General features: G+C 54.1%; 11 protein-coding genes. 6 read left to right on the top strand and 5 right to left on the bottom strand.

Annotation, left to right across the window (positions count from 1 at the left end):
• Nucleotides 1-41: 41 nt before the first annotated feature.
• Nucleotides 42-944: a methylenetetrahydrofolate reductase gene (gene metF / locus KCG43_RS09060; protein ID WP_192015950.1), complete on the top strand. Its 903-nt coding sequence runs from the start codon at nucleotides 42-44 to the stop codon at nucleotides 942-944.
• A gap of 135 nt (nucleotides 945-1,079) precedes the next feature.
• Here metF and KCG43_RS09055 read toward each other — a convergent pair whose 3' ends face one another.
• Together KCG43_RS09055 and ppc are read right to left on the bottom strand one after the other, a co-directional pair.
• Nucleotides 1,080-1,652, bottom strand: coding sequence for a PadR family transcriptional regulator (locus KCG43_RS09055; protein ID WP_120513767.1), 573 nt, complete (start codon nucleotides 1,650-1,652; stop codon nucleotides 1,080-1,082).
• 366 nt (nucleotides 1,653-2,018) lie between these two features.
• Nucleotides 2,019-4,652, bottom strand: a complete 2,634-nt coding sequence (gene ppc, locus KCG43_RS09050) for a phosphoenolpyruvate carboxylase (protein WP_218384440.1) — start codon at nucleotides 4,650-4,652, stop codon at nucleotides 2,019-2,021.
• A gap of 559 nt (nucleotides 4,653-5,211) precedes the next feature.
• On the opposite strand from ppc, the gene argC reads away from it, so the two are divergent.
• The 4 genes from argC to argH all read left to right on the top strand — a co-directional run bounded on the left by argC (nucleotide 5,212) and on the right by argH (nucleotide 10,332).
• Nucleotides 5,212-6,225: an N-acetyl-gamma-glutamyl-phosphate reductase gene (gene argC, locus KCG43_RS09045; protein WP_192015948.1), complete on the top strand. Its 1,014-nt coding sequence runs from the start codon at nucleotides 5,212-5,214 to the stop codon at nucleotides 6,223-6,225.
• A 25-nt stretch (nucleotides 6,226-6,250) separates the two neighbouring features.
• The gene (gene argB / locus KCG43_RS09040) at nucleotides 6,251-7,030 is read left to right on the top strand and encodes an acetylglutamate kinase (protein WP_046220340.1); all 780 of its coding nucleotides are present in this window, start codon (nucleotides 6,251-6,253) and stop codon (nucleotides 7,028-7,030) included.
• Between the two features lie 144 nt (nucleotides 7,031-7,174).
• A complete protein-coding gene (locus tag KCG43_RS09035; protein WP_192015947.1) occupies nucleotides 7,175-8,383 on the top strand; it encodes an argininosuccinate synthase in 1,209 nt (402 codons plus the stop codon).
• 71 nt (nucleotides 8,384-8,454) lie between these two features.
• Nucleotides 8,455-10,332: an argininosuccinate lyase gene (argH, locus tag KCG43_RS09030; RefSeq protein ID WP_218384438.1), complete on the top strand. Its 1,878-nt coding sequence runs from the start codon at nucleotides 8,455-8,457 to the stop codon at nucleotides 10,330-10,332.
• Nucleotides 10,333-10,452: 120 nt separating this feature from the next.
• Here argH and KCG43_RS09025 read toward each other — a convergent pair whose 3' ends face one another.
• The gene (locus KCG43_RS09025; RefSeq protein WP_218384436.1) at nucleotides 10,453-11,904 is read right to left on the bottom strand and encodes a dihydrolipoyl dehydrogenase; all 1,452 of its coding nucleotides are present in this window, start codon (nucleotides 11,902-11,904) and stop codon (nucleotides 10,453-10,455) included.
• A gap of 75 nt (nucleotides 11,905-11,979) precedes the next feature.
• On the bottom strand, nucleotides 11,980-12,708 hold the full coding sequence (locus KCG43_RS09020) for a glutathione peroxidase (RefSeq protein WP_192015944.1): 729 nt from the start codon (nucleotides 12,706-12,708) through the stop codon (nucleotides 11,980-11,982).
• A gap of 161 nt (nucleotides 12,709-12,869) precedes the next feature.
• Here KCG43_RS09020 and oxyR point away from each other — a divergent pair, with 161 nt between their 5' ends.
• A complete protein-coding gene (oxyR, locus tag KCG43_RS09015; RefSeq protein ID WP_027250629.1) occupies nucleotides 12,870-13,769 on the top strand; it encodes a DNA-binding transcriptional regulator OxyR in 900 nt (299 codons plus the stop codon).
• A gap of 68 nt (nucleotides 13,770-13,837) precedes the next feature.
• Here oxyR and KCG43_RS09010 read toward each other — a convergent pair whose 3' ends face one another.
• A complete protein-coding gene (locus KCG43_RS09010; protein ID WP_218384433.1) occupies nucleotides 13,838-16,387 on the bottom strand; it encodes a PBP1A family penicillin-binding protein in 2,550 nt (849 codons plus the stop codon).
• Nucleotides 16,388-16,418 lie beyond the last annotated feature (31 nt).

The following is a 16,418-nucleotide window of genomic DNA, read 5'->3' as shown; positions in this document are numbered from 1 at the left end:
CAGAGGGAAGGCCGCAGGCCAGCAGCAGGAAGGTTTCAATTATGGGTTATTCTTACGCCAGTCACTTGGATGCGTTAAATCAAAACATCGCCGATTTGAACGGCGCAATCAATGTTTCATTTGAATTCTTTCCGCCAAGTTCGCCTGCGATGGAAGAAACCCTCTGGTCATCAATCCATCGTCTGAAAACGCTCAAGCCGAAATTTGTGTCTGTGACTTACGGCGCCAACTCAGGCGAGCGTGACCGTACCCACTCGATCATCAAAGACATCAAAGATCAGACCGGCCTGCTGGCCGCACCTCACCTGACCTGTATCGATGCCACGCGTGATGAACTGCGTGCCATCGCCCGTGACTACTGGAAAAGCGGGATACGCAATATCGTGGCGCTGCGGGGCGATTTGCCGCCACAGGGCGGTAAGCCGGATATGTATGCGGTCGATTTAGTCGAGCTGCTGCGTGAAGAAGCGGATTTCGATATTTCTGTGGCGGCTTACCCTGAAGTGCACCCGGAAGCGAAAAGTGCCCAGGCCGACCTGATTAACCTCAAGCGTAAAGTCGATGCCGGTGCCAGCCGTGCAATCACTCAGTTCTTTTTTGATGTTGAAAGCTACCTGCGCTTTCGTGATCGCTGTGTTGCCGCCGGTATTGATGTCGAAATCGTCCCGGGCATCTTGCCTGTGGTGAACATGAAGCAGGCCAAGCGCTTCGCGCAGGCCAACAATGTGAAAATCCCTAACTGGTTAGAGAAACAATATCAGGGGCTGGATGACGATTTACTGAGCCGTCAGATGGTCGGGGCCAGTAACGCGATTGATATGGTGCGGGTACTGAGCCGTGAAGGGGTTAAAGATTTCCATTTCTACACCCTCAACCGTGCTGAGCTGACTTATGCGATTTGCCATACCTTAGGTGTGCGTGCCGAAGCTGACGTCATTGCCTGATGACTGTATCGGGCAGGAAAAGAAAAAGCCGCATTGCGGCTTTTTTTGTATCTGGCTGGCAGATGACGAATCGGCCCTGATGAGTAGCTGAGGAGCCGATAGGTCACTGATGCCAGTGTATCAGGGTCTGCAGGGTTACTCAGCGGCCATGGCGACATTGCTGTCGGCGCTGTCGATATCTTGCAGTTCTACCAGGACTTCTTCCGCCCAGTCGATCCAAGCCTGTCGGTTATGGATACCGCGACGCAGTGTCAGGCGATCGAGGCGCGACTGACGATCCATTTCTTTGTAATTGGCGAAATGGACTTTTTCCAGCTCGTGGTAATGGTTCATCAGGGTGTGTGATTCCTCGATCAGTGCTTCCAACTGGCGCTGCATAGGCAGTGAGTTGTGTACACCGCAAACCAGGAGTTTGGCAGAGAATTCATCACGAATGGTCGGATTGCGGGCAGGCTCCTGGAACCACTCAAACAGCGCCTGACGGCCCAGATCAGTGATAGAGTAGACCTTGCGATCCGGCTTGCCTTCCTGAGGTTCCAGTTTGCAGGTAACCTGATTGTTGGTGGCCATTTTGTTTAGCTCACGGTAAACCTGCTGATGACTGGCTTTCCAGAAATAGCCGATACTGTGAGAAAACTCTTTTGTTATGTCGTAGCCGGTCGCGTCGCGCGAACTCAGCACGGTCAATATGACGTGTGGTAGTGACATCTCTTCTATCCGTTAAAATACTACAAAAAAATAAACCGACCAGGCATAACGTTACCCTTCCGCTCTCAGGCGTTTTTATAATCGTCTTGTTGCAGTGCCCGGTCGAGATCACATAGGATATCATCAATTTATTCTCTGCAACCACTGGAAGCATAAATATTCCATGATGAACAGTGAGCAATTACTTATCTTGTGACGCTCGTCCAATTATGTAGACTGCGCGCAGTGCACAAAGTTTCAATCAAATTGATTCACAGCACTCATATAGACCTTAGTTGAAAGGAAGAAAGTTATGCTGTCTAAATTATGGACAAAAAAACAGGCCACCTGCCGGCGGCCTGTTTGATGTTGCGAAGAGGTGAAGTATTAACCCGTATTACGCATACCGGCGGAAATGCCGGCAATGGTGACCATCAGGGCTTCTTCCAGAATCGGCGATTCGCTCTCCAGCTGGCGGGTACGGTGCAGTAACTCCGCCTGCAGCATGTTGAGTGGCTCAACATACACATTGCGCAGCCGGATAGATTCTGCCCCCCAGGGATCCTGCTCCATCAGGTGATCGCTGTTCTCCACGTTGAGAACCACCTTGATATCCTGTTGCAGTTGATTGCGAAGTTCCTGTCCCAGCGGCCATAAACTCTTATCGGTCAGCCGCTGATCATAGTATTCGGCAATCTGGATATTGGTTTTGCTGTATACCATTTCCAGCATACCTAGTCGCGTTGAGAAGAATGGCCATTCACGGCACATTTCTTCCAGCAGCTCAGAATGGCCCTGATCGATGACATGCTGAATTGCTTTACCGGCACCCAGCCAGGCTGGCAGCAGCAGACGGTTCTGACTCCAGGCGAAAATCCACGGGATGGCGCGTAAGCTTTCTACGCCGCCCTGAGGATTCCGCTTGGACGGGCGAGAACCCAGTGGCAGTTTACCCAGCTCCATTTCAGGTGTGGCGGCGCGGAAATAAGGCACGAAGGAATCATGGCCGCGGACCACCGAGCGATAGGCTTCGCAGGAGACATCTGACAGCACGTCCATCACATCACGCCACTGCTGTTTAGGCGCCGGCGGCGGCAGCAGGTTGGCTTCCAGAATGGCACTGGCGTACAGGTTCAGGCTGTTGACGGCCACATCAGGCAGACCCAGTTTAAAGCGGATCATCTCGCCTTGTTCGGTCACCCGCAGACCACCTTTGAGGCTGCGTGGAGGCTGAGACAGCAGGGCCGCGTGCGCGGGTGCGCCGCCACGACCAATACTGCCGCCACGACCGTGAAACAGGGTCAGTTCAACACCGGCCTCGTCACACACATTGACCAGGGCTTCCATCGCGCGGTATTGCGCCCAGCCTGCCGCGGTGACACCGGCATCTTTGGCTGAGTCGGAATAGCCGATCATCACCATTTGATGATTCTGGATGAAACCACGATACCAGTCGATGCTCATCAGCTGGGTGATCACAGACTCCGCATTATTGAGGTCATCCAGAGTTTCAAACAGCGGGCAGACATCCAGACGGAAGGTGCAGCCGGATTCTTTCAGCAGCAAATGGACCGCCAGTACATCCGAGGCGGTACGGGCCATGGAAATTACATAGGCCCCCAGTGCCTGGCGCGGCTGTTCAGCCACGACACGGCAGGTATCCAGCACTTCCTGTACCGCTTCCGATGGCTGCCAGCTACGTGGCAGCAGGGGACGATTTGACGCCAGCTCACGAACCAGGAAGGCCACTTTGTCCTGCTCGCTCCACTGATCGTAGTCGCCCAGCCCCAGATAGCGGGTCAGTTCAGAAATGACATTCGAATGGCGTGTGCTTTCCTGACGGATATCCAGGCGCACCAGGTGGACGCCGAAGCATTGAATACGGCGCAGGGTATCAAGCAGTAACCCATCGGCAATGATAGACATGCCACACTCATGCAGTGAGCGGTAACAGGCGTGCAGCGGTTGCCACAGCTGATCTATGTCTTCCAGGATGGCCACTTTCGGCACGCTGTCGCTGCCTTTGATCTGAGCATCCAGCACATCGCGGGTCTGGGTCAGTAAAGTCCGCAGGCCTTTGATGATCTCACGATAAGGTTCGTGGGCACCATTGGCCAGTTCGCGCACTTCGCTGTTGCACTCGACCATAGAGAGCTCGCTGACCAGCTCCTGGACATCATTGAGATACAGGTCGGCGGCTTTCCAGCGCGACAGCAGTAAGACTTCGCGGGTAATTTCGGCTGTCACAAACGGGTTACCGTCACGGTCGCCGCCCATCCAGGACGAGAACTTGACCGGTGCCGCGTCCAGCGGCAGGCTTTCGCCAAGGTGCTGGTGCAGTTTCTCATCAAACTGACGCAGAAACTCCGGTACTGCCTGCCACAGTGAATTTTCAACCACGGCAAATCCCCACTTGGCTTCGTCAAGCGGGCTGGGACGTTGTTTACGGATCACATCGGAATGCCAGGCCTGAGCGATCAGTTGCTCCAGGCGGCGCTCGGCTTTCTGGCGCTCACTGTGGGACAGTTCGCTCAGCTCGAGTTTGGACAGGCATTTGTTGATTTGCACCAGCTTGTGAATCATGGTGCGACGCGCAATTTCGGTCGGGTGGGCTGTCAGCACCAGTTCGATATTCAAATCGCGGACCGCTTGCAAGGAGTCGAGCTCGCCGATCTTTTCATCTTTAAGCTTGGCGAACAGCGAGTCCATTTCATCCGGATTACACACCAGCTCCTCGCAATGGCGAGAAATCGTATGATACTGCTCGGCGATGTTGGTCAGGTTGAGGAACTGACTGAACGCGTGAGTCACAGGCAGCAACTGATCGTCCGGCAGGTTCTGCAACTCTGTGATCAGTTTTTCCCGGTCATCGCTGTTGCCGGCGCAGGCCGACTTAGACAGTTTCCGAATGGTTTCTACTTTCTCCAGCAGTTCGCTGCCATGGGCGTCCTTGATTGTATTACCCAGCAAGTGACCAAGCATACTGACATTGCTTTTTAACGCACTGTACTTTTCGTTCATATCGCATCCATATCGTAATTTTGTTACATCCAATCGCCAAGGCGTAGCCAACAATCTAGCCTTCATTGGGGCGAAAGGTCAATAAGTGCACCCTTTTTAGACCAAAATCCCACCAGTTTATCCTGCATAAGGGCGTTACGTGTCTCATTCCTGTAATTTACTTTCTTTATCTTTACAGCTCTAGCGTGCGCTTTAACACTGGTGTTGCGCCAGCAAAGGCATTTTTTCTTCTGCTTCACTTGACACAAAAGGCAGGAAAAGGTAAATATAAAAATTCATAATAAGTGAATAAAAATATTTTCTGCTGTTGTAGGGTTCGCTCGAACCTTTCTCGCCAGAGAATCACGTTTCACAACCCTTTTATCCGAATGACCAGAGGCCATCAGTAGTAGTATGAACCAGGCGATGAATTACAAGCAGTATTCCTTCCGACGACGCTAAGTCTCTATCGCCTGGTGCCTCTGGCACCTTTCTATTGCGCCTGCCGGCGCCACACGCTAATCACAGTAATCATATTTTCTTGATAGTGAATTTCACAACGATGACAACGGGATCCAATATGTTGAACACATCTATCATCGGTGCCAGCGGTTATACCGGCGCAGAGCTGGCCGCTATGGTCCATAAACACCCCCATCTGCAATTGGCCGGACTTTATGTGTCTGAAAACAGTCTGGACGCTAATAAGGCGATCAGTGAGCTGCATGGCCAGTTGCGCGGGCAGATTGACCTGCCACTGCAACCTTTGACGGATGTGGCCGCGGTGGCACAGGCTTCCGATATTGTGCTGTTGGCAACGGCGCATGAAGTCAGCCATGACCTGGCCCCTGTTTTCCTGGCGGCTGGTTGTCAGGTATTTGACCTGTCCGGTGCTTTTCGGGTGAAGGGCGATGAATTTTATACTCAGTATTACGGCTTTGCGCATCAGCACGCGAACTGGCTGGATGCGGCTGTGTACGGTCTGGCGGAGTGGAATGCTGAATCGATAGCCACAGCCCAGCTGGTGGCCGTGCCCGGCTGTTATCCGACCGCGTCGCAACTGGCCCTGAAACCGCTGCTGGCAGCGGGACTGCTCGATACCCAGCAATGGCCTGTGATCAATGCGGTCAGCGGTGTGTCAGGTGCTGGCCGTAAAGCCAGCATGACCAACAGTTTTTGCGAAGTCAGCCTGATGGCATACGGTGTCTTTACTCACCGTCATCAGCCGGAAATTGCCGCGCACCTGGGCACTGATGTCATCTTTACCCCGCATCTAGGCAATTTCAAGCGGGGCATTCTGGCCACTATTACTGCCAAACTGGCACCAGGGGTGACCCCGGAAGCGGTGACCGAAGCGATGGAAGCGGCCTATAACCAGCCGGGTAATCAGGCGGTGCGTCTGCTGGGCAACAACGCAGCACGTTTGCAGGATGTCGTTAATACTTGCTTTTGTGATATTGGCTGGAAAGTGCAGGGGCAGCATGTGATTCTCACGTCGGCTATCGACAACTTATTAAAAGGCGCATCGTCTCAGGCGATGCAATGCATAAATATTCGTAATGGTTTTGCGCCATTGACTGCGCTGGCTGGTTAAGTCTGGCTGTTAGAGGAGAACCGGGATGGAACAGTCGCCGTTAGTAATCAAATTGGGTGGAGCAGTGCTGTCGTGCACCGACACGCTGGAAAAAGTATTTGGTGCCATCAATGCCTATCAGGCCAAGGCCAACCGGCCTTTGGTGCTGGTCCATGGCGGCGGCTATCTGGTCGATGACCTGATGAAAAAACTGAATCTTCCGACGGTTAAAAAGCAGGGGCTACGTGTAACTCCTGCTGACCAAATTGGCGTGATTGCCGGCGCATTGGCGGGCACGGCCAATAAAATGCTGCAGGGCCAGGCCATCAAATCCGGCGTGAAAGCGGTGGGATTAAGCCTGGCAGACGGTGGTCTGTGTCAGGTCACTGAGCTGGACCCTGAGCTGGGTGCAGTCGGCAAAGCCGCACCGGGAAACAGCCACTTAGTGTCCGGCATCATAGCGGCAGGTTATCTGCCGATTGTCAGCTCGATTGGCCTGACGGCTGACGGTGAGCTGATGAATGTCAATGCCGATCAGGCGGCGGTGGCGGTGGCCGCGGCGCTGGATGCCGAGCTGGTGCTGCTGTCGGATGTCAGTGGCGTGCTGGATGGCAAAGGGCATCTGATTGCCTCGTTGAGCGAGCCTCAGGCAGATGCGCTGATCCAGCAGGCCGTGATTACCGACGGCATGATTGTCAAAGTCAAAGCGGCATTTGAGGCAGCCAAAGGGCTGGGACGTGCAGTGGAAATTGCTGGCTGGCGCTACCCGGAACAATTGGTGAATCTGTTTGACGGTGAACAAATCGGCACCCGATTTGTGCTCTGAACCAGCAGAATTGAGTACAAACGCTGGCGGTAACCCGGCGTTTGGATATAAAAATTACCCTTATTTTGTTTGATGTTTCAAACAGTAAAGACTGATATCGCCTGAACGGGTAGACCGTCGAGCAGGCAACAAAGGAGAGTAACAATGAGCAAGGTGAACAAAGTAGTATTGGCTTATTCCGGCGGTCTGGACACTTCGGCCATCATTCCATGGCTGAAAGAGAACTATGACTGTGAAGTGATCGCCTTCGTGGCCGATGTGGGCCAGGGAGAAGAGGAACTGGTCGGCATTGAAGAGAAAGCCCTGGCGTCAGGTGCATCGGCTTGTTATATCGCCGATCTGAAAGAAGAGATGGTCAAAGACTATATCTATCCAAGCCTGAAAACCGGTGCTGTCTATGAAGGTAAATACCTGCTGGGTACCTCAATGGCGCGTCCGATTATCGCCAAAGCACAGGTTGAATGTGCGCTGGAAGTGGGGGCGGATGCCCTGTGTCACGGTTGCACCGGTAAAGGCAACGATCAGGTGCGTTTTGAAAGTGCCTATGCGGCCCTGGCACCACAACTGACTGTGATTGCCCCGTGGCGTGAATGGGATCTGCGCAGCCGTGAAGCCCTGCTGGATTATCTGGCCGAGCGTAAGATTCCAACCACGGCAACGCTGGAAAAAATCTATTCCCGTGACGCGAATGCCTGGCACATTTCAACCGAAGGCGGCGTACTGGAAAACACCTGGAACCAGTCTAATGAGCTGTGCTGGGTGTGGACCAAAGATCCGGAAGATGCGCCGAATACCCCGGAAGAAGTGTCTGTACTGATCGAAAAAGGCGAAATTGTGGCGGTAGACGGCAAAGCCATGTCGCCGTATGAAGCTCTGGTGTACCTGAACAAGAAAGGTGCCGAGCACGGTGTCGGTCGTATCGATATCGTCGAGAACCGTCTGGTCGGTATCAAATCCCGTGGCTGTTATGAGACGCCGGGAGGCACCATCATGATGGAAGCCCTGCGTGCCGTCGAACAGCTGGTACTGGACAAAGAGTCGTTTGAATTTCGTGAAAGTATCGGCCTGAAAGCCTCGCACCTGATTTACGATGGCCGTTGGTTCACGCCTCTGTGCCGTTCGCTGCTGGCTGCCGCGGATGAGCTGGCGCAGGACGTCAATGGCGAAGTGGTGCTGAAACTGTACAAAGGTCAGGTGACTGCTGTTCAGAAACGTTCGCCGAACAGCCTGTACTCGGAAGAGTTCGCTACCTTCGGAGAAGACGAAGTGTACGACCACAGCCATGCGGGTGGTTTTATCCGCCTGTACTCGCTGGCAAGCCGTATCCGTGCCCTGAACGAACAGAAAAAATAATCTAACTAGCGTAAAGCGCATTACTAATAAGACATGTGAGCAAGTCGGTCGTACAGCAAAGGAGAAGTACCATGGCACTATGGGGCGGACGTTTTAGTCAGGCAGCAGATACTCGGTTCAAGCAGTTCAACGATTCCCTGCGTTTTGATTACCGCCTGGCGGAGCAAGACATCGTTGGCTCGGTGGCCTGGTCAAAAGCACTGCGTCAGGTCGGGGTACTGACCGAAGAGGAGCAGCAGAAGCTGGAGCTGGCACTCAATGAGCTGAAGCTGGCTGTGATGGAGGATCCGCAACAGATCCTCCAGTCTGACGCCGAAGACATCCACAGCTGGGTTGAGCAGCAGCTTATCCACCGAGTGGGGGATTTGGGCAAAAAGCTGCACACCGGCCGTTCACGTAACGATCAGGTGGCGACCGATCTCAAGCTGTGGTGTCGTCAGCAGGGACACCAGTTACTTATGATGCTGGATCACCTGCAAAGCCAGCTGACTACGGTGGCCCGTGAGCATCAGGCTACTGTGCTGCCGGGATACACCCACCTGCAGCGTGCCCAGCCGGTAACGTTTGCCCACTGGTGTCTGGCTTATGTGGAAATGTTCGAGCGTGACCATTCACGTCTGAGTGATGCGCTGCACCGGTTAGATACCTGTCCGTTAGGATCCGGTGCACTGGCCGGTACGGCTTACCCGATTGACAGGGAAGCCCTGGCTCACAGTCTGGGTTTCCACCGCGCCACCCGCAACAGCCTGGATTCTGTGTCTGACCGTGATCATGTGATGGAGCTGCTGTCGACGGCGTCGATTTCTATGCTGCATTTGTCCCGTTTGGCGGAAGACATGATTTTCTATAACTCGGGCGAGTCCAACTTTATTGAGCTGGCCGATACGGTGACCTCAGGCTCATCGCTGATGCCGCAGAAAAAGAATCCGGATGCGCTGGAGCTGATCCGCGGCAAGTGCGGCCGGGTCTACGGTTCACTGGCGGGCATGATGATGACGGTCAAAGCGCTGCCGTTGGCGTACAACAAAGACATGCAGGAAGACAAAGAAGGCTTGTTCGACGCACTTGACACCTGGCACGAATGCATGGAAATGGCTGCGTTGTGTTTTGACGGTATCAAGGTCAACAAAGACCGCACCTTAGAAGCGGCAATGCAGGGCTATTCGAATGCTACTGAACTGGCCGATTACCTGGTGGCCAAAGGCATTCCGTTCCGCGAAGCACACCATATCGTTGGCGTGGCTGTGGTGGCGGCTATCGAGAAAGGCTGTGCACTGGAAGAATTGTCGCTGGAGGAGATGCAAGCCTTCTCGCCTGTGATTGCTGAGGATGTGTATCCGATCCTGACGATTGAATCCTGTCTGGAGAAACGCTGTGCCCTGGGCGGCGTGGCGCCCAATCAGGTCGATCACGCCATTTCGCAGACGGAAAAACGGCTGTCGAAACGCCATGCACCGGGTGTGAAAGTGCGTGGTGCACGCCTTACCGATCTGGACGCCATTGAAGGTATGGTGGCGTACTGGGCCGGACTGGGTGAGAACCTGCCTCGTCCGCGGAACGAACTGGTACGTGATATCGGCTCATTTGCGGTGGCAGAAACTCAGGGCGTGGTCACAGGCTGTGCATCGCTTTATGTCTATGACTCAGGTCTGGCGGAAATCCGCTCGCTGGGTATTGAGGCCGGTTGGCAGCATCAGGGGCAGGGCAAGGCACTGATACAGCATTTGCTGGAAAAAGCCAGCCAGATGGCCATCAAGCGGGTGTTTGTGCTGACGCGTGTGCCTGAATTTTTCATGAAGCAGGAGTTTATTCCGACCTCAAAATCGCTGCTGCCAGAGAAAGTCATGAAAGACTGCGATATGTGTCCGCGTCAGCATGCCTGTGACGAGGTGGCACTGGAAGTCAGATTGGATCAGCAGCATGTGATTCCGAGCGTCAACGTCGCCTGATAAGCACACTGCAACTGTGAGTGAATAACAAAGCGCCGGTTATCCGGCGCTTTTTTGTCACCCCTAAACTACCGACTATGGCGGTGGTGATTGTTTCCCGTCAATGTTATTGGGGTTGCATTAACAGCCGGGGCCGCAGTCCATGCAGTGTTTGATCATTTCAGGTCCCAGATGCAGTTTGGCGTTGAGATCACGCAGTGCGGTACGGACACCTTCCTCGATCACCGGATGGTAGAAGGGCATATCCAGCATTTGTGCCACTGTCATTTTGCTCTGGTGTGCCCAGGCCAGTAAGTGCGCCAAATGCTCAGCATTTGGCCCTATCATCTCTGCCCCCAGAAAACGGCCTGTGCCATGTTCGCCGTAAAGGTTCAGTATGCCTTTGTTACGCAGCATCACCCGCGAACGGCCTTGATTCTCGAACGAGACAGTACCTACCTCAAAGCAGCCACAGTTACCGAGCCGCTCGGTAATCTCGCGGCGACTTTCCCCCACCATGGCAATTTGCGGCTCGGTGAACACCACGGAAATTTTCGAGCGACGCAGTCCGGCGCGAATATCCGGGAAGCGGCCGGCGTTGTCACCGGCGATCCGACCCTGATCGGCTGCTTCGTGCAGCAGAGGCAGCTGGTTGCTGGCATCACCGGCAATGAAAATCGACGCCACTGAGGTTTGCAGGGTGAAATGATCGGCGATCGGTACGCCGCGCTCATCCAGTTCCACACTGGTGTTGTCAAGCGCCAGTTTGTCGGTGTTCGGGCGACGGCCAGTTGCGGCCAGCACATAGTCAAACATCTGAGTTTCCAGCTCGCCCGATTTGCTGAGGAATTGAATCTCAACCCTGTCGCCAACACGTTTCATGCTTTCGACTTTGACATCGGCATCCAGGTACAGCTCGTCATTGAAGGCGGTATTGGCATATGACATGACCTCATCGTCTGTCAGCGGGCCAACCTGGCCGCCGAGACCGAAGATCTTGACCTCAACCCCGAGGCGATGCAGCGCCTGACCCAGCTCCAGTCCGATCACACCCGGACCGAACACGGCAACCGAAGCCGGCAAATCGTCCCAGTTAAAGACATCATCGTTAATCACCAGGCGATCACCCAGCTCATGCCATGCGCCCGGATAGGCAGGTCGGGAGCCGGTGGCAATCACAATCCGCTGGGCTTCAATGCGGGTGTGGCCGTCGACCTCAAGCGTTGTGTCATCGATAAATCGGGCGTAGCCGCTGATTTTGTCTTCTGCAGCAATCTCATCGACGCTCTCCAGCACGAAGCCGACGAAGCGGTCACGCTCACGTTTGACACGGTCCATGACTTCGCTGCCGTTGATCTGAATCTCGCCTTGTGGATGAACACCAAAGGCGGGGGCTTTTTCAATGTTGTGGACGCTTTCGGCCGCCGCAATCAGCAACTTTGAGGGCATGCAACCCACACGGGCACAAGTGGTGCCGTATGGGCCACCTTCTATCATGACCACGCTGTCTGTGTGCGCTTTGGCTGCGCGGTAAGCGCCCAGACCAGCCGTTCCACCACCAATGATGGCCACATCCACGGTTAAGGTTTTCATCTTTTCTCTCCAACGACATTCAGTTCAAGGGTGTGCAATACCGGCAGGGCGCTTAGCCCTGCCTTGGGGCATGGATTAGCCCAGGTAGGCTTCCAGCTCTTCGCTGCCACCGATGTGCTTGCCACCAATAAAGACCTGAGGCACAGTGCTACGACCAGAGACAGCGCGCAGGCTTACCGTGGTGGCATCTTTACCCAGAATCACCTCTTCAAACTGAAGACCCTTGTCGATCAGGTTTTGTTTCGCCTTGGCACAGAAAGGACAGCCAGGTTTAGTGAAAACGGTGACCGACTCCTGCAGTTTATGATCAGGGGCGATGTAGTTCAGCATAGTATCAGCGTCAGAAACATTGAACGGGTCGCCCGGCTCGTCGTTCTCGATAAACATTTTTGTGACAACGCCGTTTTTCACCAGCATGCTGTAGCGCCATGAACGGTCACCGAAGCCCAGATCGTTTTTCTTCACCAGCATCCCCATGCCTTGCGTGAATTCTCCGTTGCCGTCCGGGATGAAAGTAATGTTGTCTGCATCCTGATCGGTTTTCCAGGCATTCATCACAAAGGTATCGTTGACTGAGACACACAGGATGTCATCCACGCCGTGTGCAGCAAAGACGGAAGCCAGCTCGTTGTAACGCGGCAGGTGGCTTGACGAACAGGTCGGCGTGAACGCTCCCGGCAGGCTGAACACGACAACGGTTTTGTTGCTGAACAGCTCATCGGTTGTGACGTCAACCCACTGATCGCCCTGGCGGGTACGGAAAGTAACCTGTGGAATTGCGTGACCTTCTTTTGATGTAAACATGTTGTTCTCCTGATAGATGTTTTAATTTCAATATTTTGTGGAACGTTTTTGTCTTGTTCCTGTTGATGGAGCTAGTATGCGAAATTTGGATTGATAGCTCTAATCGTTTGCTGTTATCTTATTAATCGTTAATTTCTATTAAATGAAATGGGAACCGATTGATGAATATCCGAGACCTCGAATATCTGGTGGCTCTGTCTGAGCACCGTCATTTTCGTAAAGCGGCAGAGGCGTGCTTTGTCAGTCAACCGACCCTGAGCGGCCAGATCCGTAAGCTGGAAACCGAGTTAGGGGTGTCTTTGCTGGAGCGGACCAGCCGCAAGGTGCTGTTTACGGATGTCGGGCTCAGTCTGGTGACTCAGGCGAGAAAGGTGCTGCACGAGGTCAAGGTACTGGCAGAGATGGCCAGTCAGCAGGGGGAAAGTATGGCCGGCCCGCTGCATGTCGGCTTTATTCCCACGGTCGGCCCTTATTTATTACCCCTGATTATTCCAGCACTTAAAGCGGCTTTTCCCCAGTTAGAGCTGTATCTGCATGAAGCGCAGACTCAGGTGCTGGTGCAGCAACTAGAAGAAGGTAAACTGGACTGCATCATTCTGGCTGCTGTAAAAGAAAGTGAGCATTTCAAAGAGCTGTCTCTTTACCATGAACCTATGGTGTTGGCGGTGCCAGAGGGGCATCCCTGGGCCGATAAAAGTGAGCTGCCAATGCAGGAGCTGAATGGCCATACTCTGCTGATGCTGGGGGATGGGCACTGCCTGCGCGATCAGGCGATGGGGTTTTGCTTTGCTGCCGGTGCGAAGGAAGACGGCAGTTTCAAGGCGACCAGCCTGGAAACCCTGCGCAATATGGTGGCGGCCGGCAGTGGTATTACCTTGCTGCCTAAGCTGGCAACGCCTCACACGGCCAAGCGGGATGGCGTGTGCTATCTGAAAGCCTGCGATCCTGAACCGAGCCGTTTGATTACACTGGCCTACCGTCCCGGCTCGCCGCTTAAAGGGCGCTATGAGCAGCTGGCAGAGCAGATCAGGCGCAGTATTAGTCTGCACCTGGACAGCTGAGATAAAACAAGCGCGCCCAGGGGCGCGCTTGTTTTTCCTTATTCAGAATCCGTGTTCAGCACAGTGGGTCAGAACAGTTCGTCCGAGCTGTCGGATTCAAAAAGGCCGCCGTCGCTGCCCCCTTCACCGACATAATCTTTCGGTTCACTTCCCTGAATGAAGTACTCGAACATAGAGGTAAAGTCATTTTTCTTGGTCAGCTTGCCCGTGTCACGGTCGATACGCACCTGAACAATGTTGGGCGGTAACTGCTTGCGTTGTTCCGGCACATCCTGCAGCGCCTGCTCCATGAAGCCAATCCAGGCGGGTTGCGCCGTTTTGGCGCCGGCTTCTGCACCGGCCGTTTGATCATCAGTAATGTTAGGGTTAGTGCTGGTGCGGCCCAGCTCGCGGCTGTGATTATCAAAGCCGACCCAGGCGGTGGCAACGATACCCGGCCCGAACCCTGTATACCAGGCATCTTTGGAATCGTTGGTGGTGCCGGTTTTCCCCCCGATATCACGGCGTTTCAGTACCTGACCCCGCCAGCCTGTGCCGTTCCAGCCGCTGCCGTGGCGCCAGTCACCGCCACCCCAGATATTGCTTTCCAGCATTTCACGGACCAGAAAAGCGTTCTGCTCGGTGACAACTTGTGGCGCGATACGAATCGGTTGCTGGTCGGCTTCAGTGGCACTGCCCGTCGGGCCCAGCTCTTCTTCACTGATGGCGATGTCATGCATCACAGCGCGGCTGGCCACCACATGGTTACCGGCCAGCTGTTCTTTTCGCTGGCAATCATCATTACAGACAACATTCGGATGGGCCTGATACACCAGGTTGCCGTAGGCATCTTCTACCCGTTCGATGAAATAAGGCTCAACAAAATAGCCGCCATTGGCAAACACAGAGAAACCCTGCACCATTTCCAGCGGAGTCAGGCTGCCGGCACCCAGAGCAATGGCTTCTGCCCGGGGGATATCTTTACGCTTGAAACCAAAGCGGGTCAGGTAGCTTATGGTGTCATCCAGCCCGACATCCTGCAGGACGCGGACCGCCATGACGTTTTTCGACTGCGCCAGACCGATACGCAGGCGGGTAGGGCCATTGTATGTCGGCGGTGAATTTTTCGGACGCCAGGCGGTGCCCATGCTTTTATCCCAGCTGTTCACCGGTGCATCGTTGATCAGGGTTGCCAGTGTCATGCCAGAGTTGAGGCCGGCTGAATAGATGAACGGCTTGATGCTCGAACCTACCTGGCGGATAGACTGGGTGGCGCGGTTAAATTTGCTGTGTACGAAGTTAAACCCGCCCACCATAGCCTGTACGGCACCATTGTATGGCGAAATGGCGACAAAGGCAGTGTTGGCATCGGGCACTTGGCTCAGCACCCAGCTCTCGCCTTTGTGCTGCACCCAGATTTGCTGGCCGGGTGCCAGGATCTCAGTGGCTGTTTTCGGTGCCGGGCTCTGGCTGGAGTCGGTAATGAAGCGACGCGCCCATTTCATGCCGTCCCAATCCAGATTCTGATGCTGGCCGCTACGCAGGATGACCTCCGCGTTTTTCTGGCCGACCTTAACTACCACGGCAGGTTCCAGTTCACCGTAGCTTGGCTGTTTGGCCAGATGATCTAGAACCATCTGCTCATCCCACACCGCCTGTTCCGGCATCCACAGGGTGGCTACCGCACCACGGAAGCCATGGCGCTGGTCATAATCCATCAGGTTTTGTATGGCGGCATGTTGCGCCGCCCGCTGCAGTTTGGGGTTGACAGTGGTGAAGACTTTCATACCGGAGGTATAGGCATCTTCGCCGTAACGATCCAGCATCCAGGCTCTGGCGCGCTCGGCAAAGTAAGGGGCATTCAGCGCAATTTCCGCACCGTGATAACGGGCTACGATTGGCTCTGCTTTGGCCTGTTCGAATTCGGTCCGGGTGATGTAGCCTTCATCCAGCATACGGCTCAATACCACATTGCGGCGTGTGGTTGCCCGATCCAGCGAGTAGATAGGGTTCATGGTGGAAGGCGCTTTCGGCAGGCCGCCAATGATGGCGATTTCGCTCAGCGTCAGCTGGCTGACATCTTTACCAAAATAGACCTGTGCCGCTGCACCAATACCGTACGCCCGGTAACCCAGGTAAATTTTGTTCAGGTACAGTTCCAGGATTTCATCTTTGCTCAGCAGCTGTTCAATGTGAACGGCGATGAAGATCTCTTTGATTTTACGCATGATTTTTTTCTCATTGCTGAGGAAAAAGTTACGCGCAAGCTGCTGGGTAATGGTACTGGCGCCTTGCTTGGCCGATCCTGAGGTCGCCACCACAAAGGCCGCACGGGCGATGCCGATAGGGTCAATGCCGGGGTGGTCATAATAGCGGCTGTCTTCGGTTGCGATCACCGCGTTGATCATCTGCTGAGGTATTTGATCCAGAGTCAGCGGGATGCGGCGTTTTTCACCAAACTGGGAAATCAGTTCGCCGTCAGCACTGTAGACCTGCATAGGTGTTTGTAACTCAACGTTTTTAAGCGTTGCGACATCAGGGAGATTCGGTTTCAGATAAAGGTAGAAACCAAAAATCGTGCTGACTCCAAGAATGATGCAAATGATTGCAAAAATAAATAATCGCTTTATGAACTTCACTTGAGAATTCCCGTTACACCTTCGTTAGGCC

It is taken from the genome of Photobacterium sp. WH24 (assembly GCF_019204055.1).
Lineage (GTDB): Bacteria > Pseudomonadota > Gammaproteobacteria > Enterobacterales > Vibrionaceae > Photobacterium > Photobacterium arenosum.
The sequence above is the reverse complement of the archived record's forward strand: the minus strand, read 5'-3'. Positions and strand labels throughout refer to the sequence as shown.

What these genes read in the sequence shown, in the direction of transcription:
- metF (WP_192015950.1), top strand. Translation starts at nt 42, where the DNA reads ATGGGTTATTCTTACGCCAGTCACTTGGATGCGTTAAATCAAAACATC.
- KCG43_RS09055 (WP_120513767.1), bottom strand. Translation starts at nt 1,652, where the DNA reads ATGTCACTACCACACGTCATATTGACCGTGCTGAGTTCGCGCGACGCG.
- ppc (WP_218384440.1), bottom strand. Translation starts at nt 4,652, where the DNA reads ATGAACGAAAAGTACAGTGCGTTAAAAAGCAATGTCAGTATGCTTGGT.
- argC (WP_192015948.1), top strand. Translation starts at nt 5,212, where the DNA reads ATGTTGAACACATCTATCATCGGTGCCAGCGGTTATACCGGCGCAGAG.
- argB (WP_046220340.1), top strand. Translation starts at nt 6,251, where the DNA reads ATGGAACAGTCGCCGTTAGTAATCAAATTGGGTGGAGCAGTGCTGTCG.
- KCG43_RS09035 (WP_192015947.1), top strand. Translation starts at nt 7,175, where the DNA reads ATGAGCAAGGTGAACAAAGTAGTATTGGCTTATTCCGGCGGTCTGGAC.
- argH (WP_218384438.1), top strand. Translation starts at nt 8,455, where the DNA reads ATGGCACTATGGGGCGGACGTTTTAGTCAGGCAGCAGATACTCGGTTC.
- KCG43_RS09025 (WP_218384436.1), bottom strand. Translation starts at nt 11,904, where the DNA reads ATGAAAACCTTAACCGTGGATGTGGCCATCATTGGTGGTGGAACGGCT.
- KCG43_RS09020 (WP_192015944.1), bottom strand. Translation starts at nt 12,708, where the DNA reads ATGTTTACATCAAAAGAAGGTCACGCAATTCCACAGGTTACTTTCCGT.
- oxyR (WP_027250629.1), top strand. Translation starts at nt 12,870, where the DNA reads ATGAATATCCGAGACCTCGAATATCTGGTGGCTCTGTCTGAGCACCGT.